The sequence below is a fragment of the Amycolatopsis sp. lyj-108 genome (assembly GCF_046549005.1).
In the GTDB taxonomy this organism is placed as follows: Bacteria; Actinomycetota; Actinomycetes; order Mycobacteriales; family Pseudonocardiaceae; genus Amycolatopsis.
Genome location: NZ_JAJPWQ010000016.1, coordinates 173,478 through 197,158, shown reverse-complemented (window position 1 = coordinate 197,158; position 23,681 = coordinate 173,478). Strand labels below are relative to the sequence as shown.

Annotated in this window: 24 protein-coding genes; 15 read left to right on the top strand and 9 right to left on the bottom strand. The window is 69.6% G+C overall.

Features of this window, described 5'->3' with window-relative positions; all coding sequences use genetic code 11:
* Nucleotides 1-91 precede the first annotated feature (91 nt).
* From ACLJO0_RS40940 to ACLJO0_RS40930, 3 genes are all read left to right on the top strand, one after another.
* Entirely contained in the window at nt 92-1,897 is a 1,806-nt protein-coding gene (locus ACLJO0_RS40940) for a VanW family protein (RefSeq protein ID WP_410585291.1), read from the top strand.
* Between the two features lie 79 nt (nt 1,898-1,976).
* The gene (locus ACLJO0_RS40935; RefSeq protein WP_410585290.1) at nt 1,977-3,188 is read left to right on the top strand and encodes an MFS transporter; all 1,212 of its coding nucleotides are present in this window, start codon (nt 1,977-1,979) and stop codon (nt 3,186-3,188) included.
* A gap of 140 nt (nt 3,189-3,328) precedes the next feature.
* On the top strand, nt 3,329-4,543 hold the full coding sequence (locus ACLJO0_RS40930) for a GGDEF domain-containing protein (protein ID WP_410585289.1): 1,215 nt from the start codon (nt 3,329-3,331) through the stop codon (nt 4,541-4,543).
* 69 nt (nt 4,544-4,612) lie between these two features.
* Here ACLJO0_RS40930 and ACLJO0_RS40925 read toward each other — a convergent pair whose 3' ends face one another.
* Nucleotides 4,613-5,965: a TrpB-like pyridoxal phosphate-dependent enzyme gene (locus tag ACLJO0_RS40925; protein WP_125797118.1), complete on the bottom strand. Its 1,353-nt coding sequence runs from the start codon at nt 5,963-5,965 to the stop codon at nt 4,613-4,615.
* A 76-nt stretch (nt 5,966-6,041) separates the two neighbouring features.
* On the opposite strand from ACLJO0_RS40925, the gene ACLJO0_RS40920 reads away from it, so the two are divergent.
* The 5 genes from ACLJO0_RS40920 to ACLJO0_RS40900 all read left to right on the top strand — a co-directional run bounded on the left by ACLJO0_RS40920 (nt 6,042) and on the right by ACLJO0_RS40900 (nt 9,010).
* Nucleotides 6,042-6,926 (top strand): arginase family protein, encoded by an 885-nt coding sequence (locus ACLJO0_RS40920; protein ID WP_410585288.1) that lies wholly within the window; start codon nt 6,042-6,044, stop codon nt 6,924-6,926.
* Entirely contained in the window at nt 6,923-7,612 is a 690-nt protein-coding gene (locus ACLJO0_RS40915; protein WP_410585287.1) for a dienelactone hydrolase family protein, read from the top strand. The genes ACLJO0_RS40920 and ACLJO0_RS40915 overlap by 4 nt, the downstream gene beginning before the upstream one ends.
* 66 nt (nt 7,613-7,678) lie before the next feature.
* Nucleotides 7,679-8,473, top strand: a complete 795-nt coding sequence (locus tag ACLJO0_RS40910; RefSeq protein WP_410585286.1) for a PIG-L family deacetylase — start codon at nt 7,679-7,681, stop codon at nt 8,471-8,473.
* The gene (locus ACLJO0_RS40905; RefSeq protein ID WP_410585285.1) at nt 8,410-8,640 is read left to right on the top strand and encodes a DUF1877 family protein; all 231 of its coding nucleotides are present in this window, start codon (nt 8,410-8,412) and stop codon (nt 8,638-8,640) included. Before ACLJO0_RS40910 ends, ACLJO0_RS40905 begins: the two co-directional genes overlap by 64 nt.
* Nucleotides 8,579-9,010, top strand: a complete 432-nt coding sequence (locus ACLJO0_RS40900) for a DUF1877 family protein (protein WP_410585284.1) — start codon at nt 8,579-8,581, stop codon at nt 9,008-9,010. Before ACLJO0_RS40905 ends, ACLJO0_RS40900 begins: the two co-directional genes overlap by 62 nt.
* A 74-nt stretch (nt 9,011-9,084) precedes the next feature.
* On the opposite strand, the gene ACLJO0_RS40895 is transcribed toward ACLJO0_RS40900, so the two are convergent.
* Nucleotides 9,085-9,492 (bottom strand): RidA family protein, encoded by a 408-nt coding sequence (locus ACLJO0_RS40895; protein WP_233611857.1) that lies wholly within the window; start codon nt 9,490-9,492, stop codon nt 9,085-9,087.
* A gap of 48 nt (nt 9,493-9,540) precedes the next feature.
* On the opposite strand from ACLJO0_RS40895, the gene mtnA reads away from it, so the two are divergent.
* Nucleotides 9,541-10,506, top strand: coding sequence for an S-methyl-5-thioribose-1-phosphate isomerase (gene mtnA / locus ACLJO0_RS40890; protein WP_125800450.1), 966 nt, complete (start codon nt 9,541-9,543; stop codon nt 10,504-10,506).
* Here mtnA and ACLJO0_RS40885 read toward each other — a convergent pair.
* The 4 genes from ACLJO0_RS40885 to ACLJO0_RS40870 all read right to left on the bottom strand — a co-directional run bounded on the left by ACLJO0_RS40885 (nt 10,478) and on the right by ACLJO0_RS40870 (nt 14,132).
* On the bottom strand, nt 10,478-11,317 hold the full coding sequence (locus ACLJO0_RS40885) for a nuclear transport factor 2 family protein (protein ID WP_410585283.1): 840 nt from the start codon (nt 11,315-11,317) through the stop codon (nt 10,478-10,480). The two genes, mtnA and ACLJO0_RS40885, sit on opposite strands and share 29 nt — an antisense overlap.
* Before the next feature lie 132 nt (nt 11,318-11,449).
* Nucleotides 11,450-12,670: a GNAT family N-acetyltransferase gene (locus tag ACLJO0_RS40880; protein ID WP_410585282.1), complete on the bottom strand. Its 1,221-nt coding sequence runs from the start codon at nt 12,668-12,670 to the stop codon at nt 11,450-11,452.
* A gap of 53 nt (nt 12,671-12,723) precedes the next feature.
* Entirely contained in the window at nt 12,724-12,939 is a 216-nt protein-coding gene (locus ACLJO0_RS40875; protein WP_125785759.1) for a ferredoxin, read from the bottom strand.
* A gap of 2 nt (nt 12,940-12,941) precedes the next feature.
* Nucleotides 12,942-14,132 carry a cytochrome P450 gene (locus tag ACLJO0_RS40870; protein ID WP_410585281.1) on the bottom strand — a complete coding sequence of 397 codons (1,191 nt, stop codon included), beginning with the start codon at nt 14,130-14,132 and terminating at the stop codon, nt 12,942-12,944.
* Between the two features lie 114 nt (nt 14,133-14,246).
* Between ACLJO0_RS40870 and ACLJO0_RS40865 the strand changes: the two genes are divergently transcribed.
* Complete coding sequence (locus ACLJO0_RS40865) at nt 14,247-14,813, top strand: TetR family transcriptional regulator (RefSeq protein WP_410585280.1); 567 nt, start codon at nt 14,247-14,249, stop codon at nt 14,811-14,813.
* Nucleotides 14,814-14,854: 41 nt separating this feature from the next.
* Complete coding sequence (locus tag ACLJO0_RS40860) at nt 14,855-15,769, top strand: phosphotransferase family protein (protein ID WP_410585279.1); 915 nt, start codon at nt 14,855-14,857, stop codon at nt 15,767-15,769.
* Nucleotides 15,770-15,784: 15 nt separating this feature from the next.
* Here ACLJO0_RS40860 and ACLJO0_RS40855 read toward each other — a convergent pair whose 3' ends face one another.
* Nucleotides 15,785-16,339 (bottom strand): TetR/AcrR family transcriptional regulator, encoded by a 555-nt coding sequence (locus ACLJO0_RS40855; RefSeq protein WP_410585278.1) that lies wholly within the window; start codon nt 16,337-16,339, stop codon nt 15,785-15,787.
* 51 nt (nt 16,340-16,390) lie between these two features.
* Here ACLJO0_RS40855 and ACLJO0_RS40850 point away from each other — a divergent pair, with 51 nt between their 5' ends.
* Nucleotides 16,391-16,951, top strand: coding sequence for a hypothetical protein (locus ACLJO0_RS40850; RefSeq protein ID WP_410585277.1), 561 nt, complete (start codon nt 16,391-16,393; stop codon nt 16,949-16,951).
* Here ACLJO0_RS40850 and ACLJO0_RS40845 read toward each other — a convergent pair.
* Nucleotides 16,920-17,930, bottom strand: coding sequence for a serine hydrolase domain-containing protein (locus ACLJO0_RS40845; RefSeq protein WP_410585276.1), 1,011 nt, complete (start codon nt 17,928-17,930; stop codon nt 16,920-16,922). The two genes, ACLJO0_RS40850 and ACLJO0_RS40845, sit on opposite strands and share 32 nt — an antisense overlap.
* A 121-nt stretch (nt 17,931-18,051) precedes the next feature.
* On the opposite strand from ACLJO0_RS40845, the gene ACLJO0_RS40840 reads away from it, so the two are divergent.
* Nucleotides 18,052-18,870, top strand: coding sequence for a helix-turn-helix domain-containing protein (locus ACLJO0_RS40840; protein WP_410585275.1), 819 nt, complete (start codon nt 18,052-18,054; stop codon nt 18,868-18,870).
* On the opposite strand, the gene ACLJO0_RS40835 is transcribed toward ACLJO0_RS40840, so the two are convergent.
* A complete protein-coding gene (locus ACLJO0_RS40835) occupies nt 18,850-21,615 on the bottom strand; it encodes an FAD-binding and (Fe-S)-binding domain-containing protein (RefSeq protein ID WP_410585274.1) in 2,766 nt (921 codons plus the stop codon). The two genes, ACLJO0_RS40840 and ACLJO0_RS40835, sit on opposite strands and share 21 nt — an antisense overlap.
* A 94-nt stretch (nt 21,616-21,709) precedes the next feature.
* Here ACLJO0_RS40835 and ACLJO0_RS40830 point away from each other — a divergent pair, with 94 nt between their 5' ends.
* A complete protein-coding gene (locus ACLJO0_RS40830) occupies nt 21,710-22,888 on the top strand; it encodes a GAF domain-containing protein (RefSeq protein WP_410585273.1) in 1,179 nt (392 codons plus the stop codon).
* Nucleotides 22,858-23,499 carry a response regulator gene (locus ACLJO0_RS40825; protein WP_410585272.1) on the top strand — a complete coding sequence of 214 codons (642 nt, stop codon included), beginning with the start codon at nt 22,858-22,860 and terminating at the stop codon, nt 23,497-23,499. The genes ACLJO0_RS40830 and ACLJO0_RS40825 overlap by 31 nt, the downstream gene beginning before the upstream one ends.
* Nucleotides 23,500-23,681: the final 182 nt, after the last annotated feature.

Here is a 23,681-nt window from a genome sequence, read left to right as displayed (position 1 = left end):
CCCCGTATCTTGAAGCTACGTCCGGAACGTGTGGAAGGCCCGGATGTTCGATCACGACGTTCGGCCTCGCCGGACCGTGGAGGGTGGAGAGTTGCCGCAGGAACCGCGCTGGCCCGAGTCCCATGCCGAGCAGACGGACATTCTCCCGGTCGTCGCGCCCGGGTTCGCGGAGTCTGCCACGCCCGAGGAACCCGCGCCACCGAAGCGCCGCCGCAGCTACCGCAAAGCCGCCTTCATCGGCGGCGGCGTGTTCGGCCTGCTGGTCGTCGCGTACGCCCTCGACGTTCTGGTCTCCCAGGGCAGCGTCCCCCGCGGCGTCACCGTCGCCGGGGTCGACGTCGGCGGGATGGACCGCGCGGCGGCCGAGAAGGAGCTCCGCGGAGGCATCGAGCCGCGGCTGACCCGGCCGGTGAAGATCGTCGCGGGTGACGCCGAGGAGTCGCTGGCGCCGAACAACGCGGGCCTGCGCCTCGACTGGCCCGCCACCCTGGACCAGGCGGGCGATCAGCCGCTGAACCCGTTCACGCGGATCGCGTCGTTCTTCTCGACCACCGAGGTCGGTGTCGTCACGCAGACCGACGACGCCAAGCTCACCGCCGCGCTGGAGAACCTGCGCGGCAACGTCGACCGTGACCCGATCGAAGGCACCGTTCGCTTCGAAGAGGCCAAGCCGGTCGCCGTCGAACCCAAGACCGGGCAGAAACTCGACGTCGAGGCCGCCAAGCGGACGATTCTCGACCGCTGGGCAGGCGGTGAGCCGCTGACGCTCGCGGTCACCCAGACCCCGGTCAAGGTGTCGCCGGAGGCCGTCCACGCCGCTCTCGAGCAGATCGCCAAGCCCGCCGTCGCGTCGCCGATGGTCATCAAGGGCGAGGGCAAGGACGCGGTCGTCAAACCCGCGGACATCGCGGGCGCGCTGACCTTCGAACCCGCCGACGGCGGTGTGCTGAACCCGAAGGTGGACAACAACAAGATCATCGAGGCCGCGGGACCGCAGCTGAAGTCCACCGAGAAGGAGGGCAAGGACGCGCAGATCGTCTTCGAAGGCGGCAAGCCGACCGTCCAGCCCTCCGAGGACGCCAACGTCGTCGACTGGGAGCCCAGCCTCAAGCCGGTGCTCGACGTGCTCAAGCGTGCGGCGCCCCGTGAGCTGCCGGTGACCTACAAGAAGACCCCGGCCAAGGTGACCACCGAGCAGGCGAACCAGCTCGGCATCAAGGAGGTCGTCAGCGAGTTCAAGACCGGCGGGTTCGCGCCGGACTCGGGGACGAACATCCGGGTCGTGGCGCAGAAGGTCAACGGCGCCATCGTGAAGCCCGGCGAGACGTTCAGCCTCAACGGGTTCACCGGGCCGCGCGGCGCGGCGCAGGGTTACGTCGAGGCCGGTGTCATCAAGGACGGTGCGCCCGGCCGCGAGGTCGGCGGCGGGATCTCGCAGTTCGCGACCACGCTGTACAACGCCTCGTACTTCGCCGGTATGAAGGACACCGAGCACAAGGAACACAGCTACTACATCAGCCGTTACCCGGCCGCGCGTGAGGCGACCGTGTTCCAGAACCACAACGGCGGCAGCGTGATCGACCTCAAGTTCACCAACGACGGTGACACCGGGGTCGCGATCCAGACCATCTGGTCGCCGTCGGACATCACGATCCGGCTGTGGGGCACCAAGAAGTACACCGTCGAATCGATCCCGGGCGGCCGCACCAACCCGTCCGAGCCGCCGACGAAGCCCGGCCCCGCCGAGAACTGCAAGCCCAGCAACGGCGCGCCCGGCTTCACCACGTCGGACACCCGGGTCATCAAGGACGCCGCGAGCGGCCGCGAGGTCCGGCGCCACACCCGGAACGTGCACTACAACCCGCAGCCGAAGATCACCTGCGGCACGGAGCAGTAGCCCCTTAGCAAGGCTTCACCACGCGCGTCCGGGGCGGTACGCTGAGTGACTCACCCGACCGAGCGGGGGTGGTCACCTCGTGCGTTCCCAGGCGACCTTCCGGCAGATCCTCGCGGTCGGTGAACTGCGGTCGATCTGGTTCGCGGAACTCCAGTCGATCCTCGGGGACCAGGTGGCGAGGGTCGCGCTGTCGGTGCTGGTGTTCGAGCGGACCGGTTCGGCGACGTGGCCCGCGCTGACCTACGCGCTCACGTACCTGCCCGACCTGGTCGGCGGGCCGTTGCTCGGCGGACTGGCCGACCGGTTTCCGCGCCGCGCGGTGATGGTCTGCTCCGACGTCGTCCGGGCCGTCCTGGTCGCGGTGCTCGCGATCCCCGGGATCCCGTTGCCCGCGCTCGCCGTCGTGCTCGTGGTGGTGCAACTGGCCAACGCGCCGTTCACCGCCGCGCAGGCCGCGGTGCTGCCGTCGGTGCTCAGCGGGGATCAGTACGTCCTCGGCCAGTCACTGCTGAAGATCACCAACCAGATCGGCCAGCTCGCCGGGTTCGCCCTCGGCGGTGCGGTGATCGCCGCGGCCGGGACCGGCAGGGGACTCGCCCTCGACGCGGTCACGTTCGGCGTTTCGGCGATCGTCCTGCGCCTCGGTGTCCGCGCCCGCCCCGCGACGGGTGCGCGCGGGCCCGCGACGTCGACGTTGCGGCGGCTTCGTGCGGGCGCCCGCACGATCTGGCACGACCGGCGGCTGCGCGCGCTGGTCGGTCTCGCTTGGCTGGCCGGATTCGTGATCGTGCCGGAAGGGCTCGCCGTTCCCTACGCCGCGGAGATCGGCGGCGGGGCGGTGACGGCGGGACTGCTGCTCGCGGCGCATCCCGCGGGGATCGTGCTCGGGGTATTCGTGCTGGGCCGCCTGGTGCGGCCCGAAGTCCGGTTGCGCATGGTCGGACGGCTGGCGCTCGGCGCGATCGTGCCGCTCGCGGCGTTCTGGTTCCGGCCTTCGCTCCCCTACGCCGCCGGACTGCTCGTGCTGTCCGGGATGTGCGCGGCCTACCAGGTCACCGCGAGCACCACGTTCATGCGGTTGGTGCCCGACACCGAACGAGGCCAGGCTTTCGGCCTCGCCGGGTCGGGACTCATCGCCGTGCAGGGAATCGGGCTGATCGCCGGCGGCCTGCTCGTCGGCGTACTCGGTTCACCCGCGACGACGGTCTCGGTCATCGCACTCGCCGGTGTCGTAGTGGCTGTTCCGGCCACCCGGGCTTGGCGCCACGTGGCCCCGCTTCACCCCCTTTGACCGGAACCGGGTATTCACCAGTTCTGCCCGCGCATGGAGCTCACCCCCTCCACTTCCCCGATGCCGGTCACGCGTGGTGCACCCACGCCTACCCATACAGCGTAGTGACACCTAGTATCCAACCGATTACGTTCGACTCCGTGGCGCTAACGAATTGGGCGCTGTGGCGGCTACCCCACCGCGGTTTGATCGGCTTCGTCCTCCTGGTGGACGTCGCGGCGATCGCCGGATCCGCCTGGTCTCTTGTCCGCGTCCCGTTCACCCAGGGCGACGCGATCCCCTTCGCGATCCTGATCATCAGCGCCGTGTTGTACACGGAGTTGTCACGTCCGGTGGAGCGGGTGCGGGAACGGTTCGCCGGCACACCGCACATCTCGCTCGACAGCGTCTGGACCTTCGCCGCCGTACTGCTGGTGCACCCGGCACTCGCCGCGCTGGTCATCGCCGTGTCGTTCTTCTACCGCTGGTTCCGCGGGCAGCCGAACCCGTTGTTCCGGCGCACGTTCTCGGCCTCGGCGACCGTGTTGGCGGGCTTCGCGGCCGCCGCCTTCCTCTCCCGGTACGCGGCTCCGTTCGACGTCCTCCCCCGCGACGAGTCCTCCTTCGGGTCGGTGGTCGCGGCTGGCGGGGTGTTCCTGCTGGTCAACACCGCGTTGATGACGGTCGCGGTGCACTACGGCACCCCGCACGAGCGGCTGCGCGACGCGCTGGCGCAGCCGTTCGAGTACGCGCTCGAAGCGGCGACGATCGCGCTCGGGATCATCGTGGCGTGGGCGCTGCGGGACTGGCCGGTGGTGCTGCTGCTCGTCGTCGGGATCACGCTGGTGCTGCACCGCGGCGTGCTGCTGCGGCAACTGAAACGGCAGGCACGCAGTGACGCCAAGACCGGGCTGCTCAACGCCAAGGCGTGGCGCGAGGCCGCGGCCGACGAACTCGACCGCGCGCGGCGCGCGGGGCGGCACACCAGCCTGCTGATGGTCGACGTCGACCGGTTCAAACTGATCAACGACCGCCACGGGCATCTGGTCGGCGACCGGTACCTGGCGGCGATCGCGGAAACCCTGCGCACCGAGGTGCGCGGCACGGATCTGGTCGGGCGGTTCGGCGGGGAGGAGTTCGTCGTCCTGCTGCCCGGTACGTCCGCCGTGCACGCCCACGTGATCGCGGAACGGATCCGGTCGAGCGTGGCTTCCCGTGCCGGTGACCTGCCCGAGCACGTCACCGTGTCGATCGGGCTCGCCGACCGGCCGGGCGTCGCCGACCTGGACGCCGTGCTCGCCGCCGCGGACCGGGCGCTGTACGAGGCCAAGAACACCGGGCGGAACCGGACGTCGGGCTACCAGGTGACCGGCTGACCCCCGCAATTCGTCACCTACTTGCGGTGGTTGCGCGCGCAAGGACCGCAAGTAGGTGACGAAACGCGATCAGGGGAGGCCGGCGAGGGACTTAGCGAGGACCTCGTCGGACAGCGCGTGGTCGGAGATGTCGCCCGCCAGGTACGCGCCGTACGCGGGAAGGTCGAGGTGCGCGTGCCCGCACAGCGCGGTCAGTATCACCTTCTCCTCCCCGGTTTCCTTGCACCGCAACGCTTCCTCGATGCACGCGGCAAGCGCGTGGGTCGGCTCGGGGGCCGGGATGATGCCCTCCGTTCGGGCGAATCGCACGCCCGCGGCGAAGCAGTCCTCCTGCCCGACGGCGATCGCGTCGATCAGCCCGAGTTCGTAGATATGCGAGATCAGCGGCGACATCCCGTGGTAGCGCAGGCCGCCGGCGTGGATCGGGTCGGGGATGAAGTCGTGACCGAGCGTGTGCATCTTCAGCAACGGCGTCAGCCCGGCGGTGTCCCCGAAGTCGTACGCGTACTTCCCGCGGGTGAGGGTCGGGCAGGCGGCCGGTTCGACCGCGCGGATCACGGGGTCCATCCGCCCGGCGAGTTTCTCGCGCAGGAACGGGAAGGCGAGCCCGCCGAAGTTGGAGCCGCCGCCGGTGCAGCCGACGAGTACGTCCGGGGTGTCCCCGGCCAGTTCGAACTGCTTGAGCGCCTCTTCACCGATGATCGTCTGGTGCAGCAGCACATGGTTGAGCACGCTGCCGAGCGCGTAGCGGGTGTTCTCCGCCTGCGCCGCCTGCTCGACCGCCTCGCTGATCGCGATGCCGAGGCTCCCGGTCGAGTTCGGGTCGGCGGCCAGGATCGCGCGACCGGATTCGGTCAGCTCGGACGGGCTCGGGTGCACCGTGGCGCCGAACGTCTCCATCATCAGCTTGCGATACGGCTTCTGGTCGTAGGAGGCGCGGACCTGCCACACCTCGCATTCCAGCCCGAAGGTGGCGCAGGCGAACGCGAGCGCGCTCCCCCACTGTCCGGCGCCGGTTTCCGTGGTCAGCCTGGTGACCCCCTCCGCGGCGTTGTAGAAAGCCTGCGGCACGGCGGTGTTGGGTTTGTGCGAGCCGACCGGGCTGACGCCCTCGTACTTGTAGTAGATGCGGGCGGGAGTGCCGAGCGCCTTCTCCAGCCGCCTCGCGCGGTACAGCGGCGACGGCCGCCAGAGCCGGTAGACGTCGAGGACCTCTTCCGGGATGTCGACGTACCGTTCCGTGGTGACCTCTTGGGCGATGAGCGCCTGCGGGAACAGCGGCGCGAGATCGTCCGGGCCGATCGGCTCGCGGGTGCCGGGATGCAGTGGCGGCGGTGGCGGCTCCGGCAGATCCGGGACGATGTTGTACCACCTCGTCGGCATGTCCTGTTCGTCGAGGATGTATTTCGTCCGCTCCGCCATTGAGCCTCCTCTGTCCGTCCCTTCAACCTAAAGGGACGGACGGCGTGACACCAGGCGTCACTACTACGGTGTGGGCATGGGGAATTTCGTACTGCTCGACGCGCCGTCCAATCTCGGACTGCGCCCGCCCGCCGAAGGTGTGGTCCCGGGTTGCCACAAGGCACCGGGCGCGCTGCGTGACCACGGCCTGCTCACCCGGCTGGGCGCGAGGGACGGCGGTGTCGTCACCCCGCCGCGGTATCTGCCCGACCGGTCGCCAGGCGGCGGCGTGCGCAACGCGGCCGGGATCGCGGCCTACACGGAGGCACTCGCCGGACGGCTCGCGAAGATCCGCGCCGACGGCGGCTTTCCGGTCGTGCTCGGCGGCGACTGCTCGATCGCGCTCGCCGCGATGCTGACCCTGCGTCGCGAAGGACGCTTCGGCATCGTCTACTTCGACGGGCACGACGACTTCCGGCACCTGGGCAACTCCGATCACGTCGCCAACGTCGGCGGCGAAGCGCTCGCCGTCGTGACCGGCCGCGGTCAGCCGGAACTGGCCGATGTGGACGGTCTGCGCCCGTACGTCCGCGACGAAGACGTCCTCGTGCTCGGTGTTCGCGCGGAGGAGTCCGCCGAGGCGCGGGAAGCCGGGCTTCGCGTCGTGACCAGCCAGGAGATCATGGCGTCCGGCACCGACGGCGCGCTCGTCGCCGCCCGGGAGATTTTCGCGCCGCTGGACGGTTTCTGGATCCACATCGACATCGACACCCTCGACCCGGAATTCGTGTCCGCTGTGGACAGTCCCGATCCCGGCGGGCTCAGCCCGGACAAGCTCGTCGAGCTGCTCCGGGGGCTGCTCGCGATCCCCGGCGCCGCCGGGCTGGAGCTGACCATCTTCGATCCCGACCTCGACCCCGACGGCACGCAGGCGGCCCTCGTGGCGGACTGTCTCGTGCACGCGCTGGAAGGAACCCGATGACCAAGGTGACCGTCGCCGACGGCTCGTTCGACGCCCCGCTCTGGCTGCCCGAATCCGGCTCCGGCCCGGGCTTGGTGCTGATCCAGGAGATCTTCGGCCTCGACGACTACCTCAAATCGGTCGCCGCCGACCTGGCCGCCCTCGGCTACGTCGTCGCCGTGCCCGAACTGTTCTGGCGGATCGCCCCCGGCTGGTCGGCCACGCACGACGAAGCCGGGGTCTCGGCGTCGATGGAGGTCTCCGGCAAACTCGACCCGGCACGCGCCGTCACCGACGTCCTCGCGACCCTGGCGACCCTGCGCGCGCTGCCCGAAACCGACGGCCGCGCCGGCGTCTTCGGCTTCTGCCTCGGCGGCTCGATGGCCTACGCGGCCGCCGCCGAAGGCGACCCGGACGTCGCGGTCTCGTACTACGGCTCCCGGGTTCCCGAGCAACTTCCGTTGCTGGACAAGATCACCTGCCCGATCCAGTTCCAGTTCGGCGGTGCGGACCCGTACATCCCCGTCGAAGGCGTGGGGAAGCTGGCCGACGCGGTGGCTTCCCATGACGGCGCGGAGATCCACATCCACGAGGGCGCGGGACACGCGTTCCACAACCATGTGGCGCCGATGTTCCACCAGCCCGAGCCCGCCGCGGCGGCTTGGGCGCTGACGCTGGAGTTTCTCGGGCGGGTCTTTCCGGCTTGAGTGAGTGGTGGGGCTCGTGAATGGCACTGACGGAATATGTCGGTGCCTCCCGGTAGTTTCCCCACCATGGCCACATTGGTGAGTTTTCACGCCCACCCCGACGACGAGTGCATCGTCGCGGGGGGCGTCATGCGCAAGGCCTTCGAGGAAGGCCACCGTGTCGTGCTCGTCGTCGCGACCAGGGGGGAGGTCGGCGAGGTGCCGGACGGGTTCCTCGACGACGGAGAGGAGTTGTGGCAGCGCCGCGTGCAGGAGACGCACGCTTCCGCCGAGGTCCTGGGGGCCAAGCGGGTGGAGTTCCTGGGGTACACCGATTCCGGCATGATGGGCGAGCCGCGCAACGACGTGCCCGGCACGTTCTGGCAGGCCGACGTCGAGGAGGCCGCGCAGCGGCTGGCCGAGATCCTGCGCGAGGAGCAGGCCGACGTCCTGACCGTCTACGACGACAACGGCGGCTACGGGCATCCGGACCACATCCAGGTGCATCGCGTCGGCATGCGCGCGGCCGAGCTGGCGGGCACGCCGCGGGTCTACGAGGCGACGAGCAACAGTGACGAGATGCGCCGCGGCATGGAGGAGGCGGTGCGGACGGGGCAGCTGAAGGCCGAGGACCTGCCCGATTTCGAAGACGGTTCCGAGTTCGGCAAGCCGGAAGAGATCCTGACCGCGAGGGTCGACGTCACCGCGTACCTGTCCTCCAAGCGGGCGGCGATGCGCGCGCACGCCAGTCAGATCAGTGAGGATTCGTTCTTCCTCGCGATGCCGGACGAGGCTTTCGCGGGGGCGTTCGGCGTCGAGTGGTTCATCCGTGCCGGGCAGGGTCCTGGCATCACGGAGACCGACCTCATGGCCGGTCTCTGACCGAGAAACCCGAGCGGTACTGGGAGTACGCCGAGAAGGCCGTCGGCACCGAACGGGCGGTGGACATCGACAAGGCATGGCACGCGCTGTGGTTCCTGGTGGGGCGTGCCGGGTTCGAGGTCGACTTCGTGCTGGGCGGGACACTGCTGGGAGAAAGCCGACAGTGACGGGCCGCCGCGGCGGTTCACCGCGGACGAGGTGCGGACGATCTCGGCGGAGATGACACGGACCGGGTTCGATCAGCTCTCGCAGGGCGTCGAGCTCTCGGACCTCGAGGCCGAGGGGATCTACCCGTCGATCTGGGACGAGCCCGACGCGCTGGACTACGTGCGGGGGTACTACGACGAGCTGGTGACCTTCTTCGCGGGGCCGCGAAGGCCGAGGAGCCGGTCGTCACGATCATCACCTGACGGGGTGTCGTGTTCGGGCCGCGTTCCGCACTGTGTGGATTTTGGTGCGTTGGATGACCAGAAATCCACACAGCCCCGCGTGACAGTCCCTGTGAGCACCGGCTCCGGAGGGGGTGTGTGGAAATAGGGACATTCAACGTCCCTATTTCCACACACCCCACTCGGTACCGGCGCCCCTCTAGCCTGCAGTCCGTCAGGCGATCAGGCCGTGGCGGCGGTGACGTCGAGCTCGACGAGCTGCCCGGGGTAGCCGAGCTGCGCGACACCGAGCAGCGTGCTCGCGGTCGTGAAGGCCTCTCCGATCTCCGACTCCACGAACCGGTCCCATACGGCCGAAAGCACCTCGGCGTCCGGCGTCACCACGTAGATCACCGTGCGGACGACGTCGGCCGGAGTCGCCTTGGCGAAGGCGAGCGCGGCGGCGGTGTTCGCGACGACCTGGTCGACCTGGGCGAGGACGTCGCCGTCGACGACCTTGCCGTCTTCGGCGAGCGGGCATTGGCCGGCGAGGTGGACGTCCCGTCGTCCTTCGACGATGGTCACGTGGTGGTAGGTGGGCGTGGGGTGCAGACCGGGCGGATGGTGGCGTTGAATGGTCACGAGCCGCATCCTCACCGAGGCGGTCGCGACGGGACAACCGGATTTCACGGGGGAGCCATGCGCAGGACGATCGACTGGACCGGCGACGCGGTCACGATCATCGACCAGACCGCCCTGCCCGCCGAGTATCGCGTGCTCGAACTGCGCACGGTCGGCGAACTCGTCGGCGCCGTCCAGCGGCTCGCGGTCCGCGGGGCACCGGCGCTCGGCGCGGCGGGGGCGCTCGGCGTGGTGCTCGCGACCCGCGCGAAAGGTGACGTCGAGGCCGAGGCGCGCCGGGTCGCGCAGGCCCGGCCGACAGCGGTCAACCTGAGCTGGGGTGTCTCCCGCGCGCTCGCGAAGCTCCCGGAGGGGCCGGAAGCGGTCCTCGCCGAAGCGCTGGCGATCCTCGACGAGGACGAGCGGATCAACCACGAAGCCTCCCGGCTGGCGACCGAAGTGGTGCTCGAACACTGCGAGCGGCGGCCGTTGCGGCTGCTCAGCCACTGCAACGCCGGCCATCTCGCCACGGTCGGCTGGGGCAGCGCGCTCGGCGTCGTCTGGCATCTGCAAGCCCGTGGCCTGGTCGAATCCGTGCTGGTCGACGAGACCCGCCCGTTGTTGCAGGGTGCCCGCCTGACTGCCTGGGAACTGGCGCAGGCCGGTGTCCCGTACCGGATCCAGCCCGACGGCGCGGCCGCCGCGGCGATGGGCCGCGGCCTGGTGGACTGCGTGCTCGTCGGCGCCGACCGGATCGCCGCCAACGGCGACGTCGCCAACAAGATCGGCACCTACGGCCTGGCGATCGCGGCGAAGCACCACGGAGTCCCGTTCGTGGTCGTCGCTCCGTCGTCCACTGTGGACACCGCGATGCCGGACGGCGCCGGGATCGTGATCGAGGAACGCGATCCCGGCGAAGTCCTGAGCTTCGGCGGTACGAAGGTCGCGCCCGAAGGCGCGGAGGTGTTCAACCCGGCCTTCGACGTCACACCGTTCGACCTGGTCACCGCGGTGGTCACCGAGCAGGGGGTGCTGAACCCGTGAGCAGCTTGGTGAACAGGGCACCCATCTCCGCGTCGTCGTAATTCAGCGGGAGCGTGTCGAAGTAGTAGCGGACCATGCCGGGCTCGGTGCCCACGATCATCCCGAAGTCGATCGTCCGCCCCTTCGCCCGCACGGTCCCGCGGTACTCCTGGAACTTCGTACGCGGGCCCGCGGCCGCCTGATCAGCCGTCAGCCGGACGTCGGTCATCGCGCCCGAAAGCCTGCCGAGGTAGGCGAGATGACACTTCGGGTCGGTCACCGGTGCCGTCAGCCCCGGTCCGGTGAAGGCAGGCCCTTGCCGGGGACAGTTGTCGGCGACACCGGCGAACAGTTGCCGAAGCGCCTCCTTTTCGATGGGGCGGAACCATTCCGTCCGATCGTGATAGCGACGCCCCTCGGTGACCTCACCGTTCTCGAGCACCACTCGGTAGACGGCCGGGTAACGCACCATCTGTCCGTTGATCGTGGCTTCGTTGGCCGCCTCGTAGAAAACGGCGTCGCCGTTCACCACGATCTTCACCGGGGTGAACCGGAAGGTCGGGAAGGCTCCCAGCAGGGTCCGAAGGTTGTTCTCGATGTCGGCCCTGCCACGCACCGGCGCGGCGCTGCCCGATTCGGCGAGCGTCCCGTCCGCGGCGAAAACGGTGCCGTACAACCGAACGCGGGCTTCCCGCGCTTCGGGCGTGTCCGAACGCATCGCCCCGAACTCGGTCTGTTTCGTGATGAAGGCACAGGCACTCGGGGACACCTCGCCTTCGACCCGGTCGCCCAACTGCTCCAAAATCGGGCAACCCTCGTTTGTCTCCGCCACCGCCGGCCCGCTTCCCATCACCGTCGCACTGACCAGAACCGCCGCCACACCAAGGAATCTCTTGATTATTCGCACCTGTTCACCCTGGCAAGGGAGACCGTGCGAAGTCGATTACCCGCCAGGTAATGCGGCCTAGAACGATTCGAGACAGGACGGCTCGCGGTCGGAGGCGAAGGCCGCCGTCGCCCGCGAAACCGCGCCGGCGGTCCGCTCCTTGATCCGCCCGGCCGCGGCCAGCGTGCTCGGCCGGGTGCCGCCGAGGAAGATCGCGCCGAGGTCGATCACGTCCAGTTCGAGGTCCGGCGCGTCCTCCACCCTGGTCACCTCGGCGTTCCCGCCTTCGTCGGTGACGAGCCGCCAGTTCCCGGTGTTCCACGGGCAGAAGGCGTCGCGCACGCCGAACACCAGATCCACCGGAACGCCGTAGCGGCGCGTCTTCAGCGCGCGATCGACGTCGACGAGCCGGACCCACAGGGAGTCACCGCCGGATCGGCTGATCTTGCGGGGATCGGCGAGGAGGTGGATGAGCGGTTCGTCGAGCGCCGCGAAGGTCTCCACCGTGCCGACCAGGTCGTAGTCGAGCAGGAAGCGGTACAACGTCGCGTACGCCTCGGGCGTGGTCGCGACCAGTTCCTGCACGATCAACGTCCCTCGCGGGCCTTCTTCGTGCCAGTCGCTCTTCACCCGGTAGATCGCGTAACCGTCCGGCAGGACGGCGAACTTCAACGCGGTCGCGCCGTTGCGCCGCCCCTCCGGATCGTCGAGGTTGAACTCCCACGTCGCGCCCGGCCGGTCCAGCGCGCCGACCCGCTGTGGCGCTTCCTTGTCGTAGATCGCTTTGATCAGCGGGATCGCCTGCTCACGCCCGACTTCGCGCACGCGTTCGGCTTCCAGTTCGACACCGGGCCGGTACGCCGCCTTCGCCCGGATCTTCGCGCGGTAGAACTGCGCCGCGAGGCCGTACCCGAAGCGGGGGTAGATGACCGATTCGGACGCCCACAGCGCGGCGATCGGCTCAGCACCGTCGTCGTGCAGGCCGTGCAGCTGCGCTCGCATGACGCGGGTGAGCGCGCCCCGCCGCCGATGTCCCGGAGCGACGCCGACCGACGTGATCCCCGCGAACGGCGTCGGGCCGGCCCCGGGGACGGTGATCTTCCGGCTGAGGATCTCCCCCATCCCGATCAGCTCGTCTCCGTCGAAGACGCCGTGCGAACGGTCGGGTTCGAACACCAGCCCCTCGCGGTGCCGGAACCCCTCCGAGGGGTCGGAGAGGAACGCTCGCGCGAGCATGTCCGAAAGTGCGGGCAGGTCGTCGGTGGTCAAGGTGCGGAGGGTCAAGCCGTCGTCGCTCACCCTGTCGTCCTACGCCTCTTCACCGACGACCGCCACGCATTAACGAGCGGTCATCAGGGCCGCGGCCCGATCACCTCGCCCTTTTCCGTCACCTCGATGGCCATCGCGGGACACGAATCCGCCGCGTCCAGCACCGTCTCGTCCGGATCCACCTCCCCCTTGACCACCGTCGCCGTGGCGCCTTCGAGTTCGAAGACCTCCGGCTTCAGCGCGGCACACATCCCCGAGCCGATGCACGTGTCGCCATCGACGTCGACTTTCCAGCTCATGCTCACCATCCGATCGGCATGGAACGGGGCCCCCGCACCAGCATCTGTGTCTTCCACACGATATCGCCGTCGAGGTGCAGCCCGGGGAGATCCCGCAACAATGCCCGCATGGCCTCCTGCAGTTCCAGCCTGGCCAGCGGGGCACCGAGACAGTGGTGCACGCCGTGCCCGAAACCGAGGTGGGGATTGCTCTCCCTGCCGAATTCGAGGGTTTCGGCCGAGGTGAACTGGAGCGCGTCCCGGTTGGCGGCACCGATGGCGACCATCACCGGCTCGCCCTCCTTCACCAGCACGTCACCCACGTGGATGTCTTCGGTGGCGTAGCGGGCGAATCCGGCTCCGGCACCCAGCGGGATGAACCGCAGCAGTTCCTCGACCGCGGCCGGGATCAGGTCGAGGTCCGCGCGGAGGCGGGCGAGCTGGTCCGGCTGTTCGAGCAGGGCGTAGACGAAGTTGGGGATCTGGCTGGCGGTGGTCTCGTGCCCGGCGATCAGGATGCCGATGCACATGTCGACCAGTTCCAGCTCGCTCAGCCTGTCGCGGACGTCGCGCGCTTCGATCAGCGCGGTCATCAGGTCGTCCTGCGGCTGGGCGCGGTGCTGTTCGACGAGCACGTGCATGTACGCCCGCAGCTCGTCCTGGTTGGCCATCATCTCTTCGGTGGTCAGCGGGCTGGTCGACAGCGCGGCGTCGCTCCACACGCGGAACTTCGGCCGGTCCTCGACGGGGACGCCGAGCAGTTCGCAGATCACCGCGACCGGGATCGGCAGCGCGTAGTCCTCGACCAGGTCTGCGGGCTGTCCCTTGGCCTTCATGTCCTCGATCAGCCCTGCCGCCAGCTCGGCGACGCGCGGTCGCAGCAGTTCGACGCGGCGCATGGTGAACGCCTTCGCGACCAGCGTGCGCAGCCGGGTGTGATCGGGCGGGTCCATGCTCAGGATCCCGCCCGGGCGCCTGCCCGGTGCCATCCGCGGTTCGTCCTTCTCCGCGGCCATCGCCCGCGAGAACCGCTTGTCGCCCAGTACGAAGCGCGCGTCGGCATATCGGGTGGCGAGCCAGGCCGGCTCACCGTGCGGGAGCCGGACGCGGAGCATGCCCTTGGTGGCGCGGGCCGCCGCGTACGCCTCGTTGAGCTCAAGACCGGCGTCTTCGTTGAAGGGATAGGCGGTGAATTCGGTGTCGGTGGTGGTCATTTTGTCCGGAAACCCCCCGGCTCGGCGGTTTGTAAGCAACTGCTTACAACGCTAACCACGACCACGGTGAGCGTCAATGCGCCTACCGTGCGACGTCCGGCTAGCCTTTGCCCGATGACGGAAGAACCGCAGGTCCGCAAGCGCGACGCGGCCGCGACCCGAGCCTCCCTGCTCGACGCGGCGGCGGCGCTCTTCGCCGAGCGCGGCTTCGACCGGACGACCGTGCGGGACATCGCGAAACGCGCCGGGGCCAACCAGGCGCTGCTGTTCCGCTACTTCGGCTCGAAAGACGCCCTCTTCGAAGAAGTCCTGGCACGCGGCGGGCGCGAGCAGCTCGCCACCACGCCACCGGACGAACTGCTCGGGACGGCGTTGCGCAGCATGCTGAAGGCCGACACCGGACGCGACCGCACACTCGACGCCTATCTGCGCTCGACCGGCCACGACAGCGCCGCGGCCGCGGTCCGGCGGCAGCTCGGCGAGGAGTACGCGCAGGTGCTCGCCACACTGACCGACGCCGACGACGCGGACCTGCGGGCCGATCTCATCCTCGCCTGGCTACTCGGGATCGGCCTGGTCCGCGACATCACCGGCAAGGAGCCGCTGGCCAGCGCGGATCCCGACGATGTCTGCCGCCTGGTGCTCGGCGCGGCACGGACGCTCCTGGAGCGCAGCGGTTAAATACGTCGCCGCCCGCGCTCCACTGCTTTACGGTCGGCTCCGTGATCTCGTTCCCACCCGCCGGCACCGAAGCCGAGTTCGACTCGCTGACCAGGCAAGACCTGCTTCCGGCGGTGACCTCGCTGACCGATTCGCTCGGTCTCGGCGAAGTCGTCCCGTTCACCGAGGGCTCGCTGCCGGTCTACGCCGTCGGCGACGATCTGGTGCTCAAGCTGTTCCCGCCGGTGCACCTCGACGAACTCCCCACCGAGCGGACGATGCTCGAGGTCCTGCACGGGAAACTCCCGATCCCGACCCCCGCCGTGCACGACGTCGGCGAGCGGGACGGCTGGGGCTACGTGCTCATGGAGCGCCTGCGCGGCGAGACGTTGAAGGACGCCTGGCCGAAACTGTCCACAGAGGACAAACAGCGGCTCGCTCCCGAACTCGGCGAGGCGCTCGCCGCCCTGCATTCGCTGCACGACCCGCGTCTCGACGTCCTGGATCCGGCGGACTGGGCCACGTTCGTCGCCGGGCAGCGTGAAAAGGTCGTCGAACATCACCGCCGGACCGGCCTCGACGAAAGCTGGATCGCACAGATCCCGGCGTTCCTCGACTCCGTCGACCTCGGCACACCGCCCGTCGTCCCGCTGCACACCGAGTTCATGCGCGACCACCTCATGGTCGTCCACGACGGCGGACGTCCGCGGCTGACCGGGCTCTTCGACTTCGAACCGGCGATGCGAGGTGCGGCCGAGTACGACTTCGTCGCCGTCGGCCTGTTCGTTTCCGGCGGGGACAAGGACTTCCTGCGACGGCTGCTGGCCGGATACCGCGCCGAGCCGGACGAGCAGTTCTCTCGGCGTTGCCTGGCGTATGCGCTTTTGCACGTCTACAGCAATTTCACCTGGTACTTCAAGGTTCTTCCGGCGTCGGAAGAACCGACGCTGGAGAGCCTCAGCCGCGCTTGGTGGTAGCCCACGTCACCGGCCTCACGCGGTGATAATCCCGCGCAGGAACTCCAGATAACCCGGCCGCTCGGTCGCGGACAGCAGCGTCCCGCCGCTCGCCCGCTGAGCCTGGATCAAGCCGATGAAAGCCGTGTACGCCAGCAGACCCCGATGCCGGGCCTCGGTTTCCGGACAGTCCATCTCCAGGAAGCAGCGGACGATGAAGTCGACGCGCCGCGCGGTGACGTCGGCGAGCAGCGGACCGATCACCGGATCGGCGGCGTGGGCGAGCAGCGCCAGCTCGGCCCGCTCGTCGTCCTTGCCCCCGAAGACGAGTTCGAAGAGCTCACGCAGCCTGCGTTCCGGATCCGCGATGCCGTCCAGCAACGTGATCAGCGCCTCGGTGTCCTGCTCGACCCACCGGCGCACGGCGGCCTCGACCAGCGCGTCCCGATTCGCGAAATGCCAGTAGAAGCTGCCTTTCGTCGTCCCGAGCTTCGCCGCGAGAGGCTCGACGGCGATCGCGGCGACCCCGCCTTCGCACAGCGCTTCGAGCGCCGCGTCCGCCCAATCCTCACGTGCGAGCTTCCTTTTCACGCCACATACGCTACCGTACGGAAAACCATACGGCACCGTACGGAGGCGGCCATGTCTTTCGGCTCACCCGCGAACTGGGGCGCGACCCCGGAAGAACGCCGCCGCGCGCAGCCGGCGGACACCCTGCTCGACGGCCCCGTCGCCCGCTTCGACCGCGCGGTCACCGTGCACGCGCCCGCCGCGCTCGCCTACCGCTGGCTCTGCCAGATCTCGGTCGCGCCCTACAGCTACGACCTGCTCGACAACCTGGGGCGCCGCAGTCCCGGCACACTCACCCCCGGCGCCGACGAACTCGCGCCCGGCGACACGCTGATCGTGTTCGAGCTGACCGAGGTCGAACGCGGACACCACCTCACCGGCCGCACCTTCGCCAAGTCGGAGAACCTGTTCGGCCCCGTGGCCGCGACGTACTCGGTCGAACCGATCGACGAGCGGTCGTGCCGCATGCTGTGCCGCATCGTCGTGACCTCGCAGGGGTTCCGCGGGCGCCTCAAGGAGTTCCTGCTGGGCTGGGGCGACCTGATCATGATGCGGAAACAGCTGCTGACGTTGAAGAAGTACGCCGAACGCGACCACCGGCTCAGCGGAACCCGGCCTCCAGGAGCGCGGTGAGGACATCGCCAGGGTCGTCCCATGCCCCGGTCGCCCAGTCGGCGTTGATATTCGCCGCCAGCAGGCACGCGCCGTCGCGGGAGCCGTAGACGTAGGTCCACGACCCGAAAAGCGCTCCACCCATCCCCCACACCTCCGTTCCCCCGGACAGGGTCAGCGACGAGACGCCGAGCCCGTAGGCCGCGCCGGCCAGCCAATCCCGGGTGGGTGTGGTGGTGAACATCGCGCTCTGCTGCTCCGGCGGCAGCAGGCGCCCCCTCAGGAGCGCTTCGAAGAACCGCAGGAGGTCACCCGCACTGGAGACCATTCCGCCCGCCGCCCAGTACGGGCTCGGCTCCAGCGCGGAAGCATCGTGGATCTCCGCGTCGGGATCGGGTGAGAACAGCTTCGTGTGGTGAACGGAATGCGGCTCGCCGAGGGTTTCGTCGCCCGCCCGCGGCAGTCTGGTCGCGGTCAGCCCGAGCGGGCTGGTGACACGGTCGGTGATCTCGTCGGCAAGATCCCTTCCGGTGACCTGCTCGGCGACCATTCCGGCCAGCACGTAGTTCGTGTTCGAGTATCCCCACCCCGCGCCCGGCGCGAAGTCGGCCGGATGAGCCATGGCGATCTCGGCGAGTTGCCGGGGGGTATAGGTTTCGCGTGTGGACAGGGCGGGTTGATCCTGGGTGTAGTTGAACAGGCCGCTGGTGTGGTTCAGCAGCCGCCGGACGGGGATCTCGTCGCCGCGCGCGACCAGCCCCGGCAGCCACTTCCCCACCGGGTCGTCCAGGTCGAGCCGGTTCTCGGCGACGAGCTGCAGGACCACCGTGGCGGTGAACGTCTTGGTGACGCTCCCGATGCGGAACCGGTCCTCCGCCGAGCGCTCGCGCACCTCGGACCAGGTCTGATCCCGCTCGCGGAGTTCGGCCAGGATGCCGGGCACGCCCGCCTCGGACACCGCCTTGTCGAGTACGTCCCGTACGTCGTCGATCTTCGTCATGACGTCGACGCTAGGGTTGCGTTTCCTTCAGCGTCAACGCCAGCGAAGTCCATTTCAGCGAAATATCGGGAAATTCGCGCGATTCATTGCACTGAGCTATCGATGAACGCACACTGGCGCGATGACCGCCGCAAGACTCACCGCGGAAGAGCGCGGGCGCATCGCGTCGGGCCTGGCCGACGGCCTCGGGTACGCCGAGATCGCGCGAGCGCTGGACAGGCCGACATCGACCGTGAGCCGTGAGGTCGCCCGCAACGGCGGACGGCGTGGCTACCGCGCCGAGCACGCCCAGCACGCCACCGCCTGGCGTGCTCGCCGAGGAGCCGCTTCCCCGGTGGAGCCACCCTCCTTTCCGGACAGTCACGGCCGGGATCCGGCGGCCGTCCGGGACTACGCCGACCGGTTCGCCGCGATGATGGTCCGCGCCGGGCTTCCCCGGATGGCGGCACGGGTGCTCGCCTGGTTGGTCACCACCGATTCGGGTGGCCTGACCGCCGCCGAGTTGGTCGGGAGGCTCCAGGTCAGCCCGGCCTCGGTCTCGAAGGCGGTCGCGTACCTGGAAGGCCTCGAAGTCGTCGAGCGCGAAGCACTGGGCAGGCGTGAGCGGTACTTCATCGACGACGACGTCTGGTTGCGTGCGTGGCTGGCGAGTGCCCGGACCAACGCGACCTGGGCGGACACCGCCCGCGACGGCGCCCGCGTCCTCGACCCGGGCACCCCGGCCGGGGCACGGCTGGCCAGGATGAGCCGGTTCTTCGCGACCGTGACCGACGACATGACGGCGAGTCCCGGCGCCACCGTCCGGGACGACGCCGTGACCGTGCTCGCTACCCTCGCCGTCGCCGACCCGGCCGCGGTGGACCGGGTCGCCGGGTCGCTCGGCTGGGAACAGGACCGCGTCGACGCGGTCCGTGAACTGCTAAGGCAGCGCACGCCGTAGCAGTTCGGCCAGGTGCAACGCCCGGCGTCCGTCGAGTTGCTCGATCTGCGTCCGGCAGCTGAACCCGTCCGCGATCACCTCGGTGCCCTCGGCCGCGGCGCGGATCGCGGGCAGCATGCGGTCTTCGGCGCAGGCGACGGAAACGTCGTAGTGCCCGCGTTCGAAGCCGAAGTTGCCCGCCAGTCCACAGCAACCGGAGTCCATTGTGGAATTGTGGATACCCGCGGCGCGCATCGCGGCCTCGTCGGCGTCGAAACCGAGCACGGCGTGCTGATGGCAATGCACCTGGCTGAGCGCCTCGACGTCCAGTGACCGGAATTCGAGCGGCGAGTCCTCGACGAGTTCGGCGAACGTCCTGGTCTGGTCGGCCAGCAGTTTCGCCACCGGGTCGCCGGGTACGAGAGCCGGGAGGTCACCACGGAACAGAGCCGTGCAACTCGGCTCCAGGCCGGCGACCAGGTAGCCCGACCGCAGGTACGGTTCGAGTACGGAAAGCGTGCGGCGCAACACTTTCTTCGCCACGTCGAGCTGTCCGGTGGACACCCAGGTGAGGCCGCAGCAGACGCCACGATCGGGCAGGACGACGTCGTAGCCCGCCGCGGTGAGCACCTCGGCCGCGGCGTCGAGGACATCCGGGGTGAGGTAGTTGTTGAAGGAGTCGGGCCACAGCACCACGGGCCGGGAGCCGGTCGCCCAGCGCTTGAGATCGGCGCGGCGTCGGGTGAACGGCGCCGGGGCGAAGGTCGGCAGGTCTCGTTCCGGCGCGATCCCGCCGAACTTCTTCAGCAGCCCGGAGAACCTGCGCGACATCATGTTCGCCGGCCGGGGCGCCAGCGAGGCCGCGCGCAGCCACACCGGCAGCCAGCCCATCGAATAGTGCGACGCCGGGCGGAGCCGTCCCTTGTGGTGCTGGTGGAGGAATTCCGCCTTGTAGGTCGCCATGTCGACGTCGACCGGGCAATCGGACAGACAGCCCTTGCAGGACAGGCAGAGGTCAAGCGCCTCCGCGACCTCCTCCGAACGCCAACCGTCGGTGATCAGTTCGCCGTTCACCATCTCGGCGAGCAGATGCGCGCGGCCCCGCGTCGAGTGCTTCTCCTCGCGTGTGGCGCGGTAACTCGGGCACATCACGCCCGCTCCGGTGGTGTTGCGGCATTTCCCGACGCCGACGCAGCGCCGCATCGCCTGCCCGAAGCTCCCCCGGTCCTCCGGGTACGCGAGCGCGGTGACGTCTTCGAGCTCCAGCGGCGCGCGCCGCACGCGGAGATCGGCGTCGACCGGCCTGGGATTCACCAGGATGCCCGGGTTCATCCTGCCCGCCGGATCGAAGATCCCCTTGAACCGCGCGAAAAGCGCGAGCATCTCGGGGCTGTACATGCGGGAGAGCAGTTCCGAGCGGGCCTGGCCGTCGCCGTGTTCCCCGGACAGCGAGCCGCCGTGCGCGGCGACCAGGTCGGCCGCCTCTTCGAGGAACGACCGGAATCCGGCGATCCCTTGTGGTGACAGCAGGTCGAAGTCCAGCCGCAGGTGCAGGCAGCCCTCTCCGTAATGGCCGTAGACCACGCTCTTGCGGCCGTGCTCGCGCATGAGTTGCTTGAACTCCCGCAAGTAGGCGCCCAAACGCTCGGGCGGGACGGCCGCGTCCTCCCAACCGGGCCAGGCTTCCTCACCCCCGGCCAGCCGGGTCGCGAGACCGGCACCTTCCTCCCGGATCCGCCACAGTCGCTTCTGCGCGGCCACGTCGTCCAGCAGCGCGGAACCGGTCAACGCGCCGCGCAGGCCGGCGATCAGCCCGCGTGCCTGGTCCGGGTCGGCCATCTCGACGAACAGCCAGGCGCCGCCCGGCGGGAGCCCGTCGGCGCGGCCCGGTTCCAGCAGCGCGACGAGGTCCGCGTCAACGCCCTCCACGGTCAGCGGCGACCACGGCAGGATCGCCGGGACGGCGTCGGCAGCGGCGATGTCGGACTCGAAACCGAGTACCGCGAGCACCTTGCGTTTCGGGACCTCGGCGAGGGAAACGGTCGCCTCCAGCACGGTGACGCAGGTGCCTTCGCTGCCGACGAGCGCCTTGGCGACGTCGAAACCGTTCTCCGGCAACAGGTGTTCCAGTCCGTACCCGGACACCCGCCTGCTGAAGGTGGACAGTTCGGTGCGCAGCAAGGCCAGGTTGTCCCGGACGAGTGCGCGTAACTCCGAGAAGACCCGGCCTTCCGTGCCGGGCTCGGCCGCCCGCGCGTCCACTTCGGACGGCGAGGTCGGGCCGACGGTCAGCCGGGTGCCGTCGTAGAGCAGCACGTCCAGCTCGCGGACGACGTCGACCGTGCGGCCATAAGCGACCGAATGCGAGCCGCAGGCGTTGTTGCCGATCATCCCGCCGATCGTGCACCGCGAATGCGTCGACGGATCGGGCCCGAACCGGAGGCCGTGCGGCGCGGCGAGGCGCTGGAGGTCGTCGAGGACGGTTCCCGGGGCGACCCTCGCCGAGCGCGCGCCCGGATCGAGATCGAGGACGCCGCCGAGGTGGCGCGAGGTGTCGATCACGACGCCCGGCCCGCACGAGTTGCCCGCGACGCTGGTGCCGCCGCCGCGGGCGATCACCGGCAGCCCGGCCGCACGGCAGGCGGCGACGGCCGCGATCACCTCGTCGACGCTCCTCGGCAGCACCACACCCTTCGGCACGTGCCGGTAGTTGGAGGCATCGGTCGTGTACAGCGCCAGTGTCGCGGCGTCCGCCAGGATCTCCACGGGTCCATTCAAGACAACCGCGGACGAGAACGCATCGGTGAACCTCTCCGGACGGGTGTGTCGGAAACCACGTCCGATATGCGATCGTGAGCGCGTGACGGCGAGACGGCACGCCGCTGGAGACCTCGCCGCCGAGCACAGCGCGGTGCTCGGCGGGCTTCTTCGCGAGCGCGAAGAGCTGCTCGCCACCCTCGACCGGGTCGCGGCGCTCAACGGCACCGCGCGGCTGATCCGCGAGTCGATCGGCACCCATTCCGGCTTCGTCGCCGAGCTGACCGGACCCGAGCAGGCGGTGATCCGCTGGATGTCGGGCACCCGCACGGACGCACTGCAGGACCTCGCCGTGCCGATCGGCCAGGGCATCGGCGGGCGCGTGCTCGCGCTGGGCAAGCCGGTCCGGGTCAACGACTACGTCAACTCGCCGAGCATCACCCACCAGTTCGACGCGCAGGTGCGCGGCGAGGGCCTCGCCGCGATGATCGCCGTCCCGATCGTCAACGGGACCGAGACCGTCGCCATCGCGTACGCCGCCATGCGCGAGCGCCGCGATTTCGGCGACGACGCGGTCAAGTCGCTCGAGGACATCGCCGCCGAGGCGGGCCGGGCGCTGAAACTGGCGTCGGTCGCCGAGGCCGACCGCGAAACGGCGCTGTCCGCCGAGCGGCTCCGGATGCAGAGCGCGCTGCACGATTCGGTCGGCGCGCTGCTGTTCTCCATCGGCGTCCAGGTCCGGAACCTGCACGAGGACATCAGCGACAACCCGGCGCTCGAATCGCGGCTGCGGCGGCTGGAAGGCGACGTCTCGGCCGCGTCGAGGGCACTGCGCGAGTCGCTGCTGGCGTTGTCGGAGTCGAGCCCGGAACGCGCGCTGCCGGTGGAACTGGCCGAGCACTGCCGCTCGTTCCAGGCCCGCTGCGGCGTCCCGGCGCGGTTCGTCCAGCTCGCCCCGGTGCCACGGCTCGACGCCGAACGCGCCGGCCTGCTGGTGGCTGCCGTCCGGGAGGGCCTGCTCAACGTGGAGAAACACGCCGACGCGCTGTCCGTCGTGGTCAGCCTGCTGCCCAGCGACGACGGCGTGCAGGTGGTCGTCGCCGACGACGGGACCGGTCATCGCGCCGAAGAGGCCGAGGAACCCGAACCCGGCACCGGGATGGGGCTGCGCGCGCTGGCCGAACGCGCCGCGCGGCTCGGCGGCCGGGTCAGCCTGGTCCGCGACGAGGACGACGGGTGCACGCTGCGCGCATGGGTTCCGGAACCGTGTCGTCGCCGGTGACGGTGCTCGTCGTGGACGACCATCCGGTGGTCCGCGACGGGGTGAGCCTGCTGCTGCGCTACGACCCGGCGATGACCGTCGTCGGTTCGGCCGAGACCGGCCGGTCCGCGGTACGGCGGGCGGGTGAGCTGAAGCCGGCGCTGATCCTGCTCGACCTGCGGCTGCCGGACATGCTCGCGCCCGAGGTCATCGCCGAACTCCGGCGCGTGCACCCGGCGGGGCGGATCGTGGTGTTCACCGCGCACGGCGACCATCAGGGTGTCCGGGCCGCGCTGGACTCCGGGGCGCACGGCTGCCTGCTCAAGGACGTCGCCGGGACGGATCTGGTGGCGGCGTTGCGGCAGGTGCTCAAGGGCGAACGCGTCGTCGATCCGCGCATCTTCCCCGACGACGGCCAGCGGTCGGACGCGCTGGCCCGCAGCGGCCTGACGCGGCGCGAGTACGAGGTCCTGAGGCTGGCCGCGCAGGGACAGACGAATCCGGAGATCGCGGAATCGACCGGCCTGGCGCGGAACACGGTGAAGACGTACCTGCAGTCCGCTTTGCACAAACTCGGCGCCCGGAACCGCGTCGAGGCCATCGGCAAGGCTTCCGAAGCCGGCCTCCTCTGACCCCCGCAATTCGTCACCTACTTGCGATAGTGCGACGTCGAACCACCGCAAGTAGGTGACGAATTGCGGGGGTTGCGCGCGCAAGTATCGCAACCAGGTGCCGAGTTGCGTCGTGTCCGTTTTGTAGCCGGGTGGGTCTCCACGTGGGGGTAACGCAACGGAGGGTGCCCACGCAGGATGAC

What these genes read in the sequence shown, in the direction of transcription:
- ACLJO0_RS40865 (WP_410585280.1), top strand. Translation starts at nt 14,247, where the DNA reads ATGACGGAAGAACCGCAGGTCCGCAAGCGCGACGCGGCCGCGACCCGA.
- mtnA (WP_125800450.1), top strand. Translation starts at nt 9,541, where the DNA reads ATGCGCAGGACGATCGACTGGACCGGCGACGCGGTCACGATCATCGAC.
- ACLJO0_RS40915 (WP_410585287.1), top strand. Translation starts at nt 6,923, where the DNA reads ATGACCAAGGTGACCGTCGCCGACGGCTCGTTCGACGCCCCGCTCTGG.
- ACLJO0_RS40825 (WP_410585272.1), top strand. Translation starts at nt 22,858, where the DNA reads ATGGGTTCCGGAACCGTGTCGTCGCCGGTGACGGTGCTCGTCGTGGAC.
- ACLJO0_RS40870 (WP_410585281.1), bottom strand. Translation starts at nt 14,132, where the DNA reads ATGACCACCACCGACACCGAATTCACCGCCTATCCCTTCAACGAAGAC.
- ACLJO0_RS40920 (WP_410585288.1), top strand. Translation starts at nt 6,042, where the DNA reads ATGGGGAATTTCGTACTGCTCGACGCGCCGTCCAATCTCGGACTGCGC.
- ACLJO0_RS40910 (WP_410585286.1), top strand. Translation starts at nt 7,679, where the DNA reads ATGGCCACATTGGTGAGTTTTCACGCCCACCCCGACGACGAGTGCATC.
- ACLJO0_RS40845 (WP_410585276.1), bottom strand. Translation starts at nt 17,930, where the DNA reads ATGACGAAGATCGACGACGTACGGGACGTACTCGACAAGGCGGTGTCC.
- ACLJO0_RS40895 (WP_233611857.1), bottom strand. Translation starts at nt 9,492, where the DNA reads ATGCGGCTCGTGACCATTCAACGCCACCATCCGCCCGGTCTGCACCCC.
- ACLJO0_RS40840 (WP_410585275.1), top strand. Translation starts at nt 18,052, where the DNA reads ATGACCGCCGCAAGACTCACCGCGGAAGAGCGCGGGCGCATCGCGTCG.
- ACLJO0_RS40925 (WP_125797118.1), bottom strand. Translation starts at nt 5,965, where the DNA reads ATGGCGGAGCGGACGAAATACATCCTCGACGAACAGGACATGCCGACG.
- ACLJO0_RS40850 (WP_410585277.1), top strand. Translation starts at nt 16,391, where the DNA reads ATGTCTTTCGGCTCACCCGCGAACTGGGGCGCGACCCCGGAAGAACGC.
- ACLJO0_RS40875 (WP_125785759.1), bottom strand. Translation starts at nt 12,939, where the DNA reads ATGAGCTGGAAAGTCGACGTCGATGGCGACACGTGCATCGGCTCGGGG.